Genomic DNA, 13666 nt, shown 5'->3' on the forward strand with positions numbered 1-13666 from the left:
CCCACATTTGATCTCTGATGCCACAGCTTTTGTGAACACAGCAGATCCAGTGTGGGAGCCAGCCTGCTGGCGATGCTTTTAGAGGGCCAGCGGCGCGCGTTCGCAAAGCGTTGCCAAGGCCTTGGCCCATTGCGGGTCGTCGTTCAGGCAGGGCACCAGCACCAGCTCCTCGCCCCCCGCTTCGCGGAACTGCTCCTTGCCGCGATCGCCGATTTCTTCCAGCGTCTCGATGCAGTCGGCAACGAATGCCGGGCACATCACCAGAATCTTTTTCACGCCGCTTTTTGCCAACTCGTCCAGCCGCGCTTCGGTGTACGGCTCGATCCACTTTGCCCGCCCCAATCGCGACTGAAACGACACCGACCACTTGCCGTCCGCCAGCCCCATGCTTTTGGCGAACTCGGCGGCGGTACGGAAGCACTGCGCGCGATAACAGGTCGCCAGCACCGTCGGCGACGCGGTCTGGCAGCAATCGGCGCCTTTCAAGCAGTGATTGCCACTCGGATCGAGCTTGGTCAGATGCCGCTCCGGCAAGCCGTGGAAGCTCAGCAGCAAGTGATCGAAATCCTGCTGCAAATGCGGGCGAGCGCTGGCTACCAGCGCATCGATGTATTCCGGCTGGTCGTAAAACGGCTGCAGGATCGACAGCTGCACATCGAGCTTGTGCTCGCGCAAAACGCGTCGGGCTTCTTCGATCACCGTGGTGGTGGTGCTGTCGGCGAACTGCGGATACAGCGGCGCCAGGGTGATCTTCTTGTGCCCGGCCTTCACCAGGCGCAGCAGGCAGGTTTCGATCGACGGCTCGCCATAACGCATCGCCAGGTCGACCGGGCCATGCTTCCAGGTCTGGGTCATCTGCTGTTGCAGACGCTGGCTGAGCACCACCAGCGGCGACCCTTCCTCCCACCAGATTGAGGCATAGGCATGCGCCGATTGCTCCGGGCGTTTGATCAGGATCAGCGACACCAGCAGACGCCGCACCGGCCAGGGCAGGTCGATGACGTACGGGTCCATCAGAAATTGATTGAGGTAGCGGCGCACATCGGCCACCGAGGTCGAGGCCGGGGAACCCAGGTTGACCAGAAGCAAGGCGTGATCGGTCATGCAACGTCCTATTTCAGAGGCGGCTGGAGAGATCGTCCAGAGCCGCGCGTAAATCCGTGAACTGGAAAGTGAAACCCGCTTCCAGCAAGCGTACCGGCATGGCCTTTTGGCCGCCGAGCAACAACAATGACATCTCACCGAGGCCGACTTTCAGCGCCAGCGTCGGCATCGGCATGAACGCCGGGCGGTGCAACACGCTGCCCAGCGTCTGCGCAAATTCGCGATTGCGCACCGGTTTCGGCGCGCAGGCATTATAAGGACCACTGGCCTGCTCGCGGTGCAGAAGAAAATCAATCAGGGCGATTTGGTCGTTGATATGAATCCACGGCATCCACTGCCGCCCGTTGCCCAACGGCCCGCCCAGACACAGCTTGAACGGCAACAGCAGGCGCGACAAAAAGCCGCCCTCGGCCGACAGCACCAGACCGGTTCGCACCAGCACGACGCGCATACCCAGGTTCTCCGCACGCAAGGCCGTCTCTTCCCAGGCGATGCACAACTGACTGGCAAAATCGTCGATCACCGGCGGCGACTCTTCAGTCAACTCGCGCTCGCCACCGTCGCCGTACCAGCCGATGGCCGAGCCGGAAATCAGCAAGGCCGGTTTTTGCGTGCGCGTTTCGAGCCAGGTCAACAGGGTCTCGGTGAGCTTGATCCGACTGCTCCACAGCAACGCCTTGCGCCGGTGCGTCCAGGGCCGATCGGCAATCGGCGCGCCAGCCAGATTGACGATCGCGTCGAGCGGCTCCTCGCCGAGGTCTTCCAGACGGGCGATGCCACGCACCGACGCGCCACAGATCTTCGCCACCGTTTCGGGATTGCGACTCCACACCGTCAGGCGATGGCCCTGCTCCAGCCAATGACGGCAGAGCTGACGTCCGATCAAACCAGTACCGCCGGTCAGCAATATGTGCATGACATCTTCCTCGCGTGGCATTTAACCCGGATCACTAGTCTATTTTTATAAGCAGGGATCTTTTCCATCGGGCGGGCTCTATTGTTTAACCATAGGCCAAGCTAACGAAACGAGAATGGCAGAAGTTATACCAAAAAACATAATTGTACAGGTTTCATCGACGGCGTAGTCTGTACAGAAAGGTAAACGAGGCCCCTATGACTGTACCTATCGCAATCATCGGCACCGGCATCGCCGGACTCTCCGCCGCCCAGGCTCTGACAGAGGCCGGGCACACCGTGCAACTCTTCGACAAAAGCCGCGGCAGCGGCGGGCGCATGTCGAGCAAACGCAGCGACGCCGGCTCGCTGGACCTCGGCGCGCAATACTTCACCGCCCGCGACCGCCGCTTCGTCACTGAAGTACAACGCTGGCAAAGCCAGGGCTGGGTCGCCGAATGGGCGCCACAGCTCTATTCGTATCAGGGCGGGCAACTGAACATGTCCCCGGACGAGCAGACCCGCTGGGTCGGCGCACCTCGCATGAGCGCCATCACCCGTGGCCTGCTCGACGGCCTGAACGTGCAGTTCGCCTGCCGCATCACCGAAGTGTTTCGTGGCGAACAACACTGGCATTTACAAGACGCCGAGGGCTTTACCCACGGCCCGTTCAGCCACGTCGTCATCGCCACACCAGCGCCGCAAGCCACCGCCCTGCTCGCCGCCGCACCGAAACTCGCCGCGGCCGCCGCCGGGGTCAAAATGGACCCGACCTGGGCCGTCGCCCTCGCCTTCGAAACCCCATTGGACACCCCGATCGAAGGCTGCTTCGTGCAGGACAGCCCACTCGACTGGCTGGCCCGCAACCGCAGCAAACCCGGACGCGACACCACCCTCGACACCTGGGTCCTGCACGCCACCAGCGCCTGGAGCCGGCAACACATCGACCTGTCCAAGGAAGCGGTGATCGAACATCTGCATGGCGCCTTCGCCGAACTCCTGCACAGCGCCATGCCCGCCCCCACCTTCAGCCTCGCCCACCGCTGGCTCTACGCCCGCCCGGCCACCGGCCACGAATGGGGCACCCTCGCCGACGCCGACCTCGGCCTCTACGCCTGCGGCGACTGGTGCCTCTCCGGCCGCGTCGAAGGCGCCTGGCTCAGCGGCCAGGAAGCCGCCCGCCGCCTGCACGAGCACTTGCAATGAACCGCCTCAACCCGAGCAAACTGCTGCTGTCGAAATGGACAGCAGCCCAGCCACAACACCGCGAAAAGCACTTCCTCGTCACCGAACTGTTTCGCGACGAAGAAGGCACCGTACTGGAAATCGAAATGCAGGCCGTGCTGACCAAACGCAGTGAGCGGATGGAATGGCGAGCGCTGAAGAATGCCGAGCAGTGGATTCAGGGCTGGAAATAAACCTGTGGGAGCCAGCCTGCGGGCGATGGACGATAACCCGCTCGTCCTGCAAATCAGCTTGGTAGCCACTTTCACGGACACAGCCAAAAGCCAACCCTCACCCTAGCCCTCTCCCGGAGGGAGAGGGGACGGACCGAGTTGTTTGGGAGAAGTGCGCCGACGTGCAATACCGAGTCGAATGCAGATTCTGAACGGCCGACAAATCGGCTCCCTCTCCCTCGGGAGAGGGCTGGGGTGAGGGGCGAATCCACTGAAGATCCCAAGCCATGCGGCGCTTCTAACCACTCAACAATGAGCGTTAGCTCGCGTGCTCTTGATCTTGATCTTGCGTCACCGGCGACGTCGGAAGGCTGAGTGGAGGGATTGATCCGGGCGTGGGAGCGCAGCGACCGTACGACGAAGTCGTACACAGCGGAAGGAGGTGCAGCGAAGCAAACCGTAGCCGCTGCGCCCGGATCAGTCCCGGAGCGAAGGGACCCGAGCTTGCGAGGGCCGAACGCAGGAGCAAGCGTTTTGGGTTACCTTTTTGGCGTTTGAAAAAGGTGACCCGCCGTAAGGGCGGAACCTTAAGCAGCCGTTACCGCAGCAACGAATATATACACAAAATCATAGCCCGACCCGAAGCCTTCGCGCGCAAGCTCGGTCCCACAGAAAAACCAATACCACCATTCCAACCCAAAAATCTTGTACAAACTATTTGACTTGTACACCAACCCATCTATGCTGACAAAAAGTTGTACAGACAAAACCCACTGTACAGGTATAGATCGCGAGGTGCCCATGTCCGCTACCCCCACGTCCAAGCCAAAAATCGCCATCAGCGCCTGCCTGCTCGGCGCCGAAGTGCGCTACAACGGCGGACACAAGGAATCGCGCCTGTGCAGCCGCACCCTCACCGAATACTTCGACTTCACCCCGCTGTGCCCCGAAGTCGCCATCGGCATGGGCATTCCCCGCGAACCGATCCGCCTGGTCGGCGACCCCGAACAGCCACAAGCCGTCGGCACCGTAAACCCGGCGATCAACGTCACCGCCCCACTGGCTGAATATGGCAAACAGATGGCCGCCGAACTCAACGACCTCTGCGGCTACATCTTCATGCAGCAATCACCGTCCTGCGGCCTCGAGCGAGTCAAGGTCTACCACGCCAACGGCGCCCCGGTGAACGGCGGCGGTCGCGGCATTTACGCCCAGGCCTTCTGCGCCGAGCACCCTGACCTGCCTGTGGAAGAAGCCGGACGCCTGAACGACCCGGTGCTGCGCGAAAACTTCATCACCCGGGTACTCGCCTACAGCGCCTGGCAACAAGTGCTTGCACAAGGCCTGAGCCGTCGTGTCCTGACCGAATTCCACTCGCGCTACAAATACCTGCTGATGGCGCACAACCCGCTGCAATACAAAGCCCTCGGCAAACTGCTGGGCAGCATGGCCGACAGCGATCCGGCCGAACTCGGCCCGCGCTACTTCAGCGAGCTGATGGCCGCCCTGAAGAAATGCGCGACCCGTGGCACCCACTGCAACGTCTTGCTGCACATCAGCGGTTATTTGAAACAATCGCTGAGCGCCGAAGACAAAAAAGAAATGCAGCACGTCATTGGCCAGTACCGCCAGGGCATTGTGCCGCTGGTGGTGCCGCTGACCCTGCTCAAGCATCACTTTCGTCTCCATCCGGATCCGTACATTGCGCAACAGGTTTACCTGCAACCGCACCCGGAAAACCTCAGTCTGCGAAACGCTATCTAATGAACGAAAAAACCGACAGCAGCGCCCAGGAAGATCTCGGCGCCGACTTCAAAAAGGCCCTGGACGAGGGCTGGCTGCCAATCCGTGAAGTGGCGCGGCAGACCGGCGTCAACGCCATCACCTTGCGCGCCTGGGAGCGCCGCTACGGGCTGGTCGTGCCGCAGCGCACGCCCAAGGGCCATCGCCTGTATTCGGCTGAACATGTGCAGCGCATTCTGGCAATTCTCACCTGGCTCAACCGCGGCGTCGCGGTCAGTCAGGTCAAGCCGTTGCTCGACACGCCACAGGCGTACAGCGAAACGGTAGAGAACGATTGGCAGCAACTGCACCAGACGCTGATGACGGCCGTCACCCAACTCAACGAGCGCTTGCTCGACGACAGCATCAATCAGGCCATGGCGTTGTACCCGCCGCGCACCCTGTGCGAGCAACTGCTGCTGCCCCTGCTGACAGAACTGGAGCAGCGCTGGCAGGGCCAGTTCGGCGCACAGATGGAACGGGTGTTCTTTTATTCCTGGCTGCGCAGCAAATTCGGCACGCGCATCTACCATAACAACCGCCAGTTCCACGGCGCGCCGCTGTTGTTGATCAACCATTCCGACCTGCCACTGGAACCGCATCTGTGGCTATGCGCCTGGCTGATCAGCAGTGCCGATTGTCCGGTGCAAGTGTTCGACTGGCCGCTGCCCGCCGCCGAACTGGCACTGGCGGTGGAACACCTGCAGGCCCGTGGCGTACTGCTGTATTCCAGCAAAGCCATGAACCTTGCGCAGTTGCCGAAGCTGCTCAATGGCATCGACTGCCCGAAAATGATCGTCGGACCAACGGTATGCATCCACCACGCCGAGTTGTCCGTAAAAACCTCCGACATGACTGATGTGCTCCTGGCAGAAGACGTGCTTCTGGCCCACCAGGCACTGGTTCAGCGTGGATTGATTTAAATGGACGCGGTGAGTTCCGACATGCAATTGATCTGGCTGCGCTGCGACTTGCGCCTACATGACAACACTGCCCTGGCCGCCGCCGCTGCGCGCGGGCCGACGGTGGCCGTGTACCTGCTGAGCCCACAGCAATGGCAGGAACATGACGATGCGCCGTGCAAGGTCGATTTCTGGTTGCGCAACCTCACCGTCCTGAGCCAAAGCCTCGCCGCGCTGAATATTCCTCTGCTGATTCGCACCGCGACGCATTGGGATCAGGCGCCAGCGCAACTGCTGAAACTGTGCAAGGAGCTCGGAATTCAGGCAGTCCACGTCAACGAGGAATACGGTGTCCATGAAAGTCGCCGCGATGCCGCCGTCCGCCAAACCCTGAAAGCCGCAGGCATCGAATTCCATAGCTACCTCGATCAGTTGCTGTTCAAACCCGGCACCGTGCTGACCAAGACCGAGACGTACTTTCAGGTGTTCAGCCAGTTTCGCAAGGTCTGTTACGAACGCCTGCACCGCTCGTTGCCGTCGCTGGTCAAGGCACCCGGCAAACAAGCCGCGCTGCACGTCGACAGTGATCCGGTTCCCGCATCGATCAAGGGGTTCGCCACCCCGAGCCAAACCCTGCGAGCGCTGTGGCCGGCCGGTGAAGACGAAGCCCGCCGGCGTCTCGACAGCTTCACCGACGCGCAAATCGACTATTACCAGAGCGAGCGTGACTTCCCGGCGAAACCCGGCACCAGCCAGCTCTCAGCTTATCTGGCGGCCGGGGTGATCTCCCCGCGTCAGTGCCTGCATGCGGCTCTGCACAGCAATCAGGGCGAATTCGAAAGCGGCAAGGTCGGTGCGGTCACCTGGATCAATGAGCTGCTCTGGCGCGAATTCTACAAACACATTCTGGTTGGTTATCCGCGGGTCTCGCGCCACCGCGCGTTTCGCCCGGAAACCGAAGCACTGGCCTGGCGTGATGCGCCGGCCGAACTGGCCGCCTGGCAAGAGGCGCGCACCGGCCTGCCGATCATCGACGCGGCGATGCGCCAATTGCTTGAAACCGGCTGGATGCACAATCGTCTGCGCATGGTCGTGGCGATGTTCCTGACCAAGAACCTGCTGATCGACTGGCGCGAAGGCGAGCGCTTTTTCATGCGTCATCTGATCGATGGCGATCTGGCGGCGAACAACGGTGGCTGGCAGTGGAGCTCCTCAACCGGCACCGACTCGGCACCGTACTTCCGGATTTTCAATCCGCTGAGCCAGTCGGAGAAATTCGACAGCGAAGGCCTGTTCATCAAGCACTGGCTGCCAGAGCTGGCCGGTCTGAACAAAAAAGACGTGCACAACCCGGCCAAACTCGGCGGCTTGTTCGGCGTGGCGGATTACCCGGCGCCGATCGTCAATCTGAGCACCTCGCGCGAGCGTGCCCTGGCCGCGTTCAAGAACCTGCCGTCGCGCCTGCCAGCCGGAGGCCATGATGAGTGAGTTCCTGTACCGCTTCGCCGGGCAATTTTCCACCTTGAACAAAGACAACCTGGACCGCCTCGGCGAGCTGTACAGCCACGACATTCATTTCACCGACCCGCTGCACGAAGTGCAGGGTTTGCAGCAATTGCGCGATTACTTTAACGAGCTGTACGCCAACGTCAGCGAGCTGCGCTTCGATTTTCACGGTTACGACCAGATCGCTGAGGGCGAAGGCTACTTGCGTTGGGTCATGAGTTATCGCCACCCGCGTCTGGCGAGCGGGCAAGTGATTCGCGTCAGCGGCTGCTCGCATTTGCTGTGGCACGACAAGGTTTATCGCCATCGGGATTATTTCGATGCCGGGGCGCTGCTGTATGAGCATTTACCCGTATTGGGCCGGGTCATCGCCTGGCTAAAAAGGAGAATGGGATGAGCCTTACACCTCCACGGCGTTATTGGCTGACCGGTGCCAGCAGTGGCATCGGCGCGGCACTGGCTGAGGAAATTCTGAAAACCGGTGCGCACCTGGCGGTCAGCTCGCGGCAGATCGCGCCGCTGAAAGTCTTGTCGCAACGCTATCCGGGACAAGTGCTGGTGGTGCCGGGCGACCTGACCAACAGCCAGACCGTGCGTGAAATCGGTGAGCAGATTACCCAAGACTGGGGCTCGCTGGATTCGGTGATCCTCAATGCCGGCACCTGTGAATATGTCGACGCGAAACAGTTCGACTCATCGATCATCGAGCATGTGGTGCGCACCAATCTGCTCGCCAGCAGCTACTGCATCGAAGCCGCCCTGCCGCTGCTGCGCAAAGGCACCGCGCCGCATCTGGTCGGTGTCGCCAGTTCAGTGACTTATCTGCCGCTGCCACGCGCCGAAGCCTATGGCGCGTCGAAGGCTGGCCTGCGTTATCTGTTCGAATCACTGCGCATTGATCTGGCCGACGAAGGCATCGAAGTCACCGTGGTCAGCCCCGGATTCGTCGAAACGCCGCTCACCGCGAAAAACGATTTCCCCATGCCGCTGAGCTGGCCTGTGGATAAGGCCGCGCGGCACATCTTCGCCAAGCTCAAGGACCGGCCGCTGGAGATAGCCTTCCCGGCGCTGTTCATGGCGGCCCTGTGGCCGCTGTCGAAGCTGCCGTCGCGTGTGCAACTGGCGATCGGCAAACGCATGGTGCGCAAATCTCCGCCATTGACGGACCCGACATGAAAATCGCCATTATCGGCAGCGGCATCGCCGGGCTGACCTGCGCCTACCTGCTCAATCGCCGCCACGACATCACGGTGTTCGAGGCCAGCGACTGGGTTGGCGGCCACACGCATACCGTGCCGGTGACGGTCGACGGGCGTGACTATGCGGTGGACACCGGTTTCATCGTGTTCAACGACTGGACGTACCCGAACTTCATCCGCTTGCTCGGGCAACTTGGGGTGGCGTTCAAACCGACCGAGATGAGCTTCTCGGTGAACGATCCCGACACAGGTCTGGAATACAACGGCAACAATCTCAACAGCCTTTTCGCCCAGCGCAGCAATCTGTTGTCGCCGGGGTTCTGGGGCATGTTGCGGGACATTCTGCGCTTCAACAAAGAAGCCCAGCGCGACCTGCTCGAACTGCGCATCGCCGCCGATACCACGCTGGACGAATACCTCAAGGCCGGCGGCTACGGTGAGCGTTTCATCCTGCATTACATCGTGCCGATGGGTTCGGCGATCTGGTCGATGTCGATGGCGGAAATGCTCAACTTCCCGCTGCAGTTCTTTGTACGTTTTTTCAAGAATCATGGACTGCTGTCGGTCAGCGACCGTCCGCAATGGCAAGTCATCGAGGGTGGCTCGAGCGCTTACATCGCGCCGCTGACCGCTTCGTTCAAGGAACGGATTCGCACCAATTGTGCGGTGACTCGAGTCGATCGCGACACCCACGGTGTGGTCACCCACAGCCCGGCCGGCATCGAACACTTCGACCGCGTGGTGTTCGCCTGCCACAGCGATCAGGCGCTGAAACTGCTGGCGACGCCGAGCGACGCCGAACGGGCGATCCTCGGCGCCCTGCCCTACGCCGACAATGAAGTGGTGCTGCACACCGACACGCGCCTGCTGCCGACACGCAAACTGGCGTGGGCGAGCTGGAACTACCGGCTCAGCGGCGCCGGCCACACGCACGCCGCCGTCACCTACGACATGAACATTCTCCAGGGCATTCAAAGCGACACCACGTTTTGCGTGAGCCTCAATCAGAGCGCCGGCATCAGTCCGGACAAGGTGCTCGCCCGTTACACCTACGCGCACCCGCAATTCAGCCTCAACGCGGTGGCGGCACAGCAGCGCTGGGGCGAACTGGACGGCGCGCAGCACACGCATTATTGCGGCGCCTATTGGGCCAACGGTTTTCACGAGGACGGTGTGGTCAGCGGGTTGCGCGTGGCCGCCGCGTTCGGGGAAACCCTGTGAACAGCGCCCTGTACAGCGGCTGGATCGGCCACCGGCGCTTCTCGCCGCGTCGCCATGAATTCCGCTACCGCATCGGCTTGCTGTATCTCGATCTGAGCGAGCAGGACGCAGTTCTCGCCCTGTCGCCGCTGGCCGGGCGCAGTCGCTTCGCGCCGTTTTCCTTCCGCGAGACCGACTACCTCAAGGCCTTCACCGGCCAGGGCATGCGCCTGATCGATGCGGTGCGCCAACAGGTCGGCGCGGCCATCGGGCATGAGCCGCAAGGTTCGATCTGCCTGCTGACCCAGGTGCGCAGTTGGGGCTTGTCGTTCAATCCGGTGAGTTTCTTTTATTGCCATGAGGCGGACGGGCAACTGGCGGCGATTGTCTGCGAAGTGACCAACACGCCGTGGCGCGAGCGCTATCACTATGTGCTGCCGGCGCGCGCACCGCAGAGCCTGGGCGATTTTCATCAGCACTTCGCCGTGGCCAAGGCTTTTCACGTGTCACCGTTTTTGCCGCGCGATCTCGAATACCGCATGAGCTTCAGCCCCGCCGCGCAAAACCTCGGCGTGCACATGGCCGACTGGCAGGGCGAACAGAAACTGTTCGACGCCACGCTCAACCTGCAACGCGAACGCCTTGACCGACAGAACCTGCATCGCTACCTGCGACGCTTTCCGTGGATGACTGCAAAAACCGCTTTGGCCATTTATTGGCAGGCGCTGCGCCTGTTGCTCAAGCGCGCGCCGATTTTCTCCCACCAGACTGCCGACGGCAGCTTTCAAACCGCCACTGTGTCTCCCAAGGAGCACCGCCATGAAATCCTCTAGTCTGTCGGCCGGCTGGCTCAGCACCAACGGTTTGACCGGTTCGCTGTTGCGCCGTGGCGTCTTGCGCCAATTGAGCCTGCTTAAACACGGACAACTGCTGGTGGTCGAGGATGGCGAACGTCTGCTGTTCGGCACTCCGGGCAGCACGCTGCTGGGGGAAATTCACGTCAACGATCCGGCACTCTGGGGCATGGTCGCCGGCAACGGTTCGATTGGCGCGGGCGAGGCGTTCATTCACGGCTACTGGAGTTCGCCGGATCTGACCGCGGTAGTGCGCGTGTTCGTCAGCAACCTCGACGTGCTCGATGCAATGGAGGGTGGCCTGGCGCGTATCAGTCGGCCGTTGGTGCAAGGCTTGCACTGGCTCAATCGCAACACGCGCAAGGGCTCGCAGAAAAACATCGCCGCGCACTACGATTTGGGCAACGACCTTTTCGAGCAGTTTCTCGACCCGACCATGATGTACTCGGCCGGGCAATTCCTGCGCCCCGAGGACAGCCTCGAGCAGGCGCAACTGAACAAATTGCAGCGCATCTGCCAGAAGCTTGCCCTGCAACCCGGCGATCACTTGCTGGAGATCGGCACCGGTTGGGGCAGCATGGCGCTGTATGCGGCGCAGCATTACGGCTGCCGCGTGACCACCACGACCCTGTCGAAAGAGCAGTACGCATTCACCGCGCAACGCATCGAACAACTCGGCCTGCAAGATCGCGTCACGCTGCTGTTGCAGGACTATCGCGACCTCACCGGGCAGTACGACAAACTGGTGTCGATCGAGATGATCGAAGCGGTCGGCCATCGTTTCCTGCCGACCTACTTCAAGCAGTGCGCGCAGTTGCTCAAGAGCAACGGGCTGATGCTGATCCAGGCCATCACCATTCGTGAACAGCGCTACGAACAGGCGTGCCGCAATGTCGATTTCATCCAGCGCTACATCTTCCCCGGCGGCGCCTTGCCCAGCGTGCAGAAGATGCTCGATGTGGTCAGCCGCGACACCGACATGAACCTGTTGCACATGGAAGATTTCGGCCTCCACTACGCGCGGACCCTGCGCCTGTGGCATGAAAACTTTCGCCAGGCCCACGGTCGCTTGACCGAGCTGGGCTATGACGATTATTTCCTGCGTTTGTGGGAGTTCTATCTGTGCTACTGCGAGGGCGGTTTCCTCGAGCGCGCGATTGGCACGGCGCAACTGCTGCTGGCAAAACCGGCGGCGATCACTGCGCCGCTGCTCGGACGCTTCGATGCTTAAAAATGTCGCCAACGCGGTACTGTTCCAGCTCGGCTGGCTGACCTGCGTGATGGGCGGCAACAGTCTGTGGTTGCTGCTGGCATTGGCGGTGTTGGTGATTCATTTGCGCTGGCTCAGCAGTTGGGCGGCCGAGGGCCGGCTGGTGCTCAGCGTGGTGATTGTCGGCACGGCGCTGGACAGTGTTCTGCGCGCGTTGGGAGTGTTCGAGTTCAGCGACGAGTCGCCGCTGATTCCGTTGTGGCTGATGTTGCTCTGGGCATTGCTCGCGACAACGTTGCGCCATTGTCTGCAATGGAGTGCTCGGCCGTGGTGGCTGGCCAGTGCGTTGGGCGCGGTTGGCGGTGCACTGTCCTATTACGCGGGCGGGCGCCTGGCCGGGGTGCAATTTCCCTACGGCGATTGGCCCACACTGATTGGCATCGGTGTGCTTTGGGCATTGGTGTTTCCGCTGCTGCACGCGATGGCCCGGCGCCTGGCGCAGTGAGCGTCTGTCAGCGCTTTCACACGCACAGCGACAGCTGCCTTACACTGGCGCCATGAAAACCATCCCTCATCAACAAATCGCCGAACCGGCGGTCACTTGCTCGACCTGCGCAGCCTGCTGTTGCCAGCTCGAAGTCATGCTGATCACCGACACGGGCGTGCCTGAACGTTTTATCGATACCGATGAGTGGGGCGGCGAAGTGATGCTGCGTCTGGACGACGGCTGGTGCGCAGCGCTGGATCGCGACAGCATGATGTGCACGATCTACGAAAAACGCCCGCTGATCTGCCGCGAATTCGAAATGGGTGCACCGGAGTGCATTGAGGAACGGCGCGGCATCGCCACGGCCTACCGCTGATTTTTCAAACACCACAAACCAATGCAGGAGTGAGCCTGCTCGCGATAGCGGAGTGTCAGCCGAAAATTGTTTGACTGACACTCCGCTATCGCGAGCAGGCTCACTCCTGCAAGGGGAGCTGCGTAGCGGTTACAGCGGCATCGTGTAATGCAGTGCGTAACTCTCTACACCATCGTTGTCGCTGGACAGGCCGGCGTTGGAATAGTGCGTCGCACGAATCCCGACTTCATGCCCGCCATTGAAACGCAGGCCGAAACCGATGCGGTCTTCGAACTGGAAGGAACCGCCGATTTTGTTGTCTTCGTATTCGGTGTTAGAGAAAAACGCCGCACCGATACCCGCTTCAACGTACGGTTTGACCGACTGGCCGGCAAACTCATAAACGAAAACAGGCGAGAACGACAGGCTGTTGTTGCTGGAAGTCTTGTCACCTTCCCAATAAGTGTAAGCGCCACTCCAGTAGCCGGTCAGGCGACCCACGTCGCTCTGTAGCCAGCTCTTGTCCCAGTCGAAATTCATGCCCAGACGATAGGTCATGGTCGAGTCGCTGGTACCGCCAACGGCGAATTCAACGCCAGCGGCTTGTGCAGAAATGCTTTGCCCCATCAGTGCGGCCGCAATCGCGGCCAAGCAGAATAGTCGCTTCACTTTGAAACTTCCTTTTCCGGAACGATCGTTTGGTTTTTAGTGCTGCTGTCGCTATAGAAATCTGCGCTCGAAAAGAAGTTCAGCTTATTTCGAGTTATTTCACATTT

The 13666-nt window shown here is 61.0% G+C and carries 15 protein-coding genes; 12 read left to right on the forward strand and 3 right to left on the reverse strand.

Annotated features, from left to right (window positions below; genetic code table 11):
- Window positions 1-78 precede the first annotated feature (78 nt).
- A complete protein-coding gene (gene hemH / locus BLU52_RS20095; RefSeq protein ID WP_090286203.1) occupies window positions 79-1104 on the reverse strand; it encodes a ferrochelatase in 1026 nt (341 codons plus the stop codon).
- 13 nt (window positions 1105-1117) lie between these two features.
- Window positions 1118-2020, reverse strand: a complete 903-nt coding sequence (locus BLU52_RS20100; RefSeq protein ID WP_090286205.1) for a TIGR01777 family oxidoreductase — start codon at window positions 2018-2020, stop codon at window positions 1118-1120.
- 197 nt (window positions 2021-2217) lie between these two features.
- On the opposite strand from BLU52_RS20100, the gene BLU52_RS20105 reads away from it, so the two are divergent.
- The 12 genes from BLU52_RS20105 (at window position 2218) to BLU52_RS20160 (ending at window position 12911) form a co-directional block, all read left to right on the forward strand.
- Window positions 2218-3204 carry an NAD(P)/FAD-dependent oxidoreductase gene (locus BLU52_RS20105; protein WP_090286208.1) on the forward strand — a complete coding sequence of 329 codons (987 nt, stop codon included), beginning with the start codon at window positions 2218-2220 and terminating at the stop codon, window positions 3202-3204.
- The gene (locus BLU52_RS20110) at window positions 3201-3416 is read left to right on the forward strand and encodes a TIGR02450 family Trp-rich protein (RefSeq protein WP_090286210.1); all 216 of its coding nucleotides are present in this window, start codon (window positions 3201-3203) and stop codon (window positions 3414-3416) included. The genes BLU52_RS20105 and BLU52_RS20110 overlap by 4 nt, the downstream gene beginning before the upstream one ends.
- Before the next feature lie 780 nt (window positions 3417-4196).
- A complete protein-coding gene (locus BLU52_RS20115; RefSeq protein WP_090286212.1) occupies window positions 4197-5159 on the forward strand; it encodes a YbgA family protein in 963 nt (320 codons plus the stop codon).
- Window positions 5159-6100 (forward strand): MerR family transcriptional regulator, encoded by a 942-nt coding sequence (locus BLU52_RS20120; protein WP_090286214.1) that lies wholly within the window; start codon window positions 5159-5161, stop codon window positions 6098-6100. Before BLU52_RS20115 ends, BLU52_RS20120 begins: the two co-directional genes overlap by 1 nt.
- A 21-nt stretch (window positions 6101-6121) precedes the next feature.
- On the forward strand, window positions 6122-7567 hold the full coding sequence (gene phrB / locus BLU52_RS20125; protein ID WP_197677991.1) for a deoxyribodipyrimidine photo-lyase: 1446 nt from the start codon (window positions 6122-6124) through the stop codon (window positions 7565-7567).
- Window positions 7560-7982: a nuclear transport factor 2 family protein gene (locus BLU52_RS20130; protein ID WP_090286218.1), complete on the forward strand. Its 423-nt coding sequence runs from the start codon at window positions 7560-7562 to the stop codon at window positions 7980-7982. The genes phrB and BLU52_RS20130 overlap by 8 nt, the downstream gene beginning before the upstream one ends.
- Window positions 7979-8761 carry an SDR family NAD(P)-dependent oxidoreductase gene (locus BLU52_RS20135; RefSeq protein WP_090286220.1) on the forward strand — a complete coding sequence of 261 codons (783 nt, stop codon included), beginning with the start codon at window positions 7979-7981 and terminating at the stop codon, window positions 8759-8761. The genes BLU52_RS20130 and BLU52_RS20135 overlap by 4 nt, the downstream gene beginning before the upstream one ends.
- Window positions 8758-10005, forward strand: a complete 1248-nt coding sequence (locus BLU52_RS20140) for an NAD(P)/FAD-dependent oxidoreductase (protein WP_090286222.1) — start codon at window positions 8758-8760, stop codon at window positions 10003-10005. The genes BLU52_RS20135 and BLU52_RS20140 overlap by 4 nt, the downstream gene beginning before the upstream one ends.
- Window positions 10002-10817, forward strand: coding sequence for a DUF1365 domain-containing protein (locus tag BLU52_RS20145; protein ID WP_090286224.1), 816 nt, complete (start codon window positions 10002-10004; stop codon window positions 10815-10817). Before BLU52_RS20140 ends, BLU52_RS20145 begins: the two co-directional genes overlap by 4 nt.
- Window positions 10804-12069, forward strand: a complete 1266-nt coding sequence (locus BLU52_RS20150; RefSeq protein ID WP_090286225.1) for an SAM-dependent methyltransferase — start codon at window positions 10804-10806, stop codon at window positions 12067-12069. Before BLU52_RS20145 ends, BLU52_RS20150 begins: the two co-directional genes overlap by 14 nt.
- Window positions 12062-12553 carry a DUF2878 domain-containing protein gene (locus tag BLU52_RS20155; protein ID WP_090286227.1) on the forward strand — a complete coding sequence of 164 codons (492 nt, stop codon included), beginning with the start codon at window positions 12062-12064 and terminating at the stop codon, window positions 12551-12553. Before BLU52_RS20150 ends, BLU52_RS20155 begins: the two co-directional genes overlap by 8 nt.
- A 52-nt stretch (window positions 12554-12605) precedes the next feature.
- Window positions 12606-12911 carry a YkgJ family cysteine cluster protein gene (locus BLU52_RS20160; protein ID WP_090286229.1) on the forward strand — a complete coding sequence of 102 codons (306 nt, stop codon included), beginning with the start codon at window positions 12606-12608 and terminating at the stop codon, window positions 12909-12911.
- Between the two features lie 129 nt (window positions 12912-13040).
- Here the strand turns inward: BLU52_RS20160 and BLU52_RS20165 are convergent, their stop codons facing one another.
- Window positions 13041-13559 (reverse strand): acyloxyacyl hydrolase, encoded by a 519-nt coding sequence (locus tag BLU52_RS20165; protein WP_090286231.1) that lies wholly within the window; start codon window positions 13557-13559, stop codon window positions 13041-13043.
- Window positions 13560-13666: the final 107 nt, after the last annotated feature.

The sequence above is a fragment of the Pseudomonas granadensis genome (assembly GCF_900105485.1).
GTDB classification, from domain to species: Bacteria; Pseudomonadota; Gammaproteobacteria; order Pseudomonadales; family Pseudomonadaceae; genus Aquipseudomonas; species Aquipseudomonas granadensis.

Bases quoted from the DNA above. Each gene is read 5' to 3' on its own strand.
- hemH (WP_090286203.1), bottom strand. From the start codon at position 1,104: ATGACCGATCACGCCTTGCTTCTGGTCAACCTGGGTTCCCCGGCCTCG.
- BLU52_RS20100 (WP_090286205.1), bottom strand. From the start codon at position 2,020: ATGCACATATTGCTGACCGGCGGTACTGGTTTGATCGGACGTCAGCTC.
- BLU52_RS20105 (WP_090286208.1), top strand. From the start codon at position 2,218: ATGACTGTACCTATCGCAATCATCGGCACCGGCATCGCCGGACTCTCC.
- BLU52_RS20110 (WP_090286210.1), top strand. From the start codon at position 3,201: ATGAACCGCCTCAACCCGAGCAAACTGCTGCTGTCGAAATGGACAGCA.
- BLU52_RS20115 (WP_090286212.1), top strand. From the start codon at position 4,197: ATGTCCGCTACCCCCACGTCCAAGCCAAAAATCGCCATCAGCGCCTGC.
- BLU52_RS20120 (WP_090286214.1), top strand. From the start codon at position 5,159: ATGAACGAAAAAACCGACAGCAGCGCCCAGGAAGATCTCGGCGCCGAC.
- phrB (WP_197677991.1), top strand. From the start codon at position 6,122: ATGCAATTGATCTGGCTGCGCTGCGACTTGCGCCTACATGACAACACT.
- BLU52_RS20130 (WP_090286218.1), top strand. From the start codon at position 7,560: ATGAGTGAGTTCCTGTACCGCTTCGCCGGGCAATTTTCCACCTTGAAC.
- BLU52_RS20135 (WP_090286220.1), top strand. From the start codon at position 7,979: ATGAGCCTTACACCTCCACGGCGTTATTGGCTGACCGGTGCCAGCAGT.
- BLU52_RS20140 (WP_090286222.1), top strand. From the start codon at position 8,758: ATGAAAATCGCCATTATCGGCAGCGGCATCGCCGGGCTGACCTGCGCC.
- BLU52_RS20150 (WP_090286225.1), top strand. From the start codon at position 10,804: ATGAAATCCTCTAGTCTGTCGGCCGGCTGGCTCAGCACCAACGGTTTG.
- BLU52_RS20155 (WP_090286227.1), top strand. From the start codon at position 12,062: ATGCTTAAAAATGTCGCCAACGCGGTACTGTTCCAGCTCGGCTGGCTG.
- BLU52_RS20160 (WP_090286229.1), top strand. From the start codon at position 12,606: ATGAAAACCATCCCTCATCAACAAATCGCCGAACCGGCGGTCACTTGC.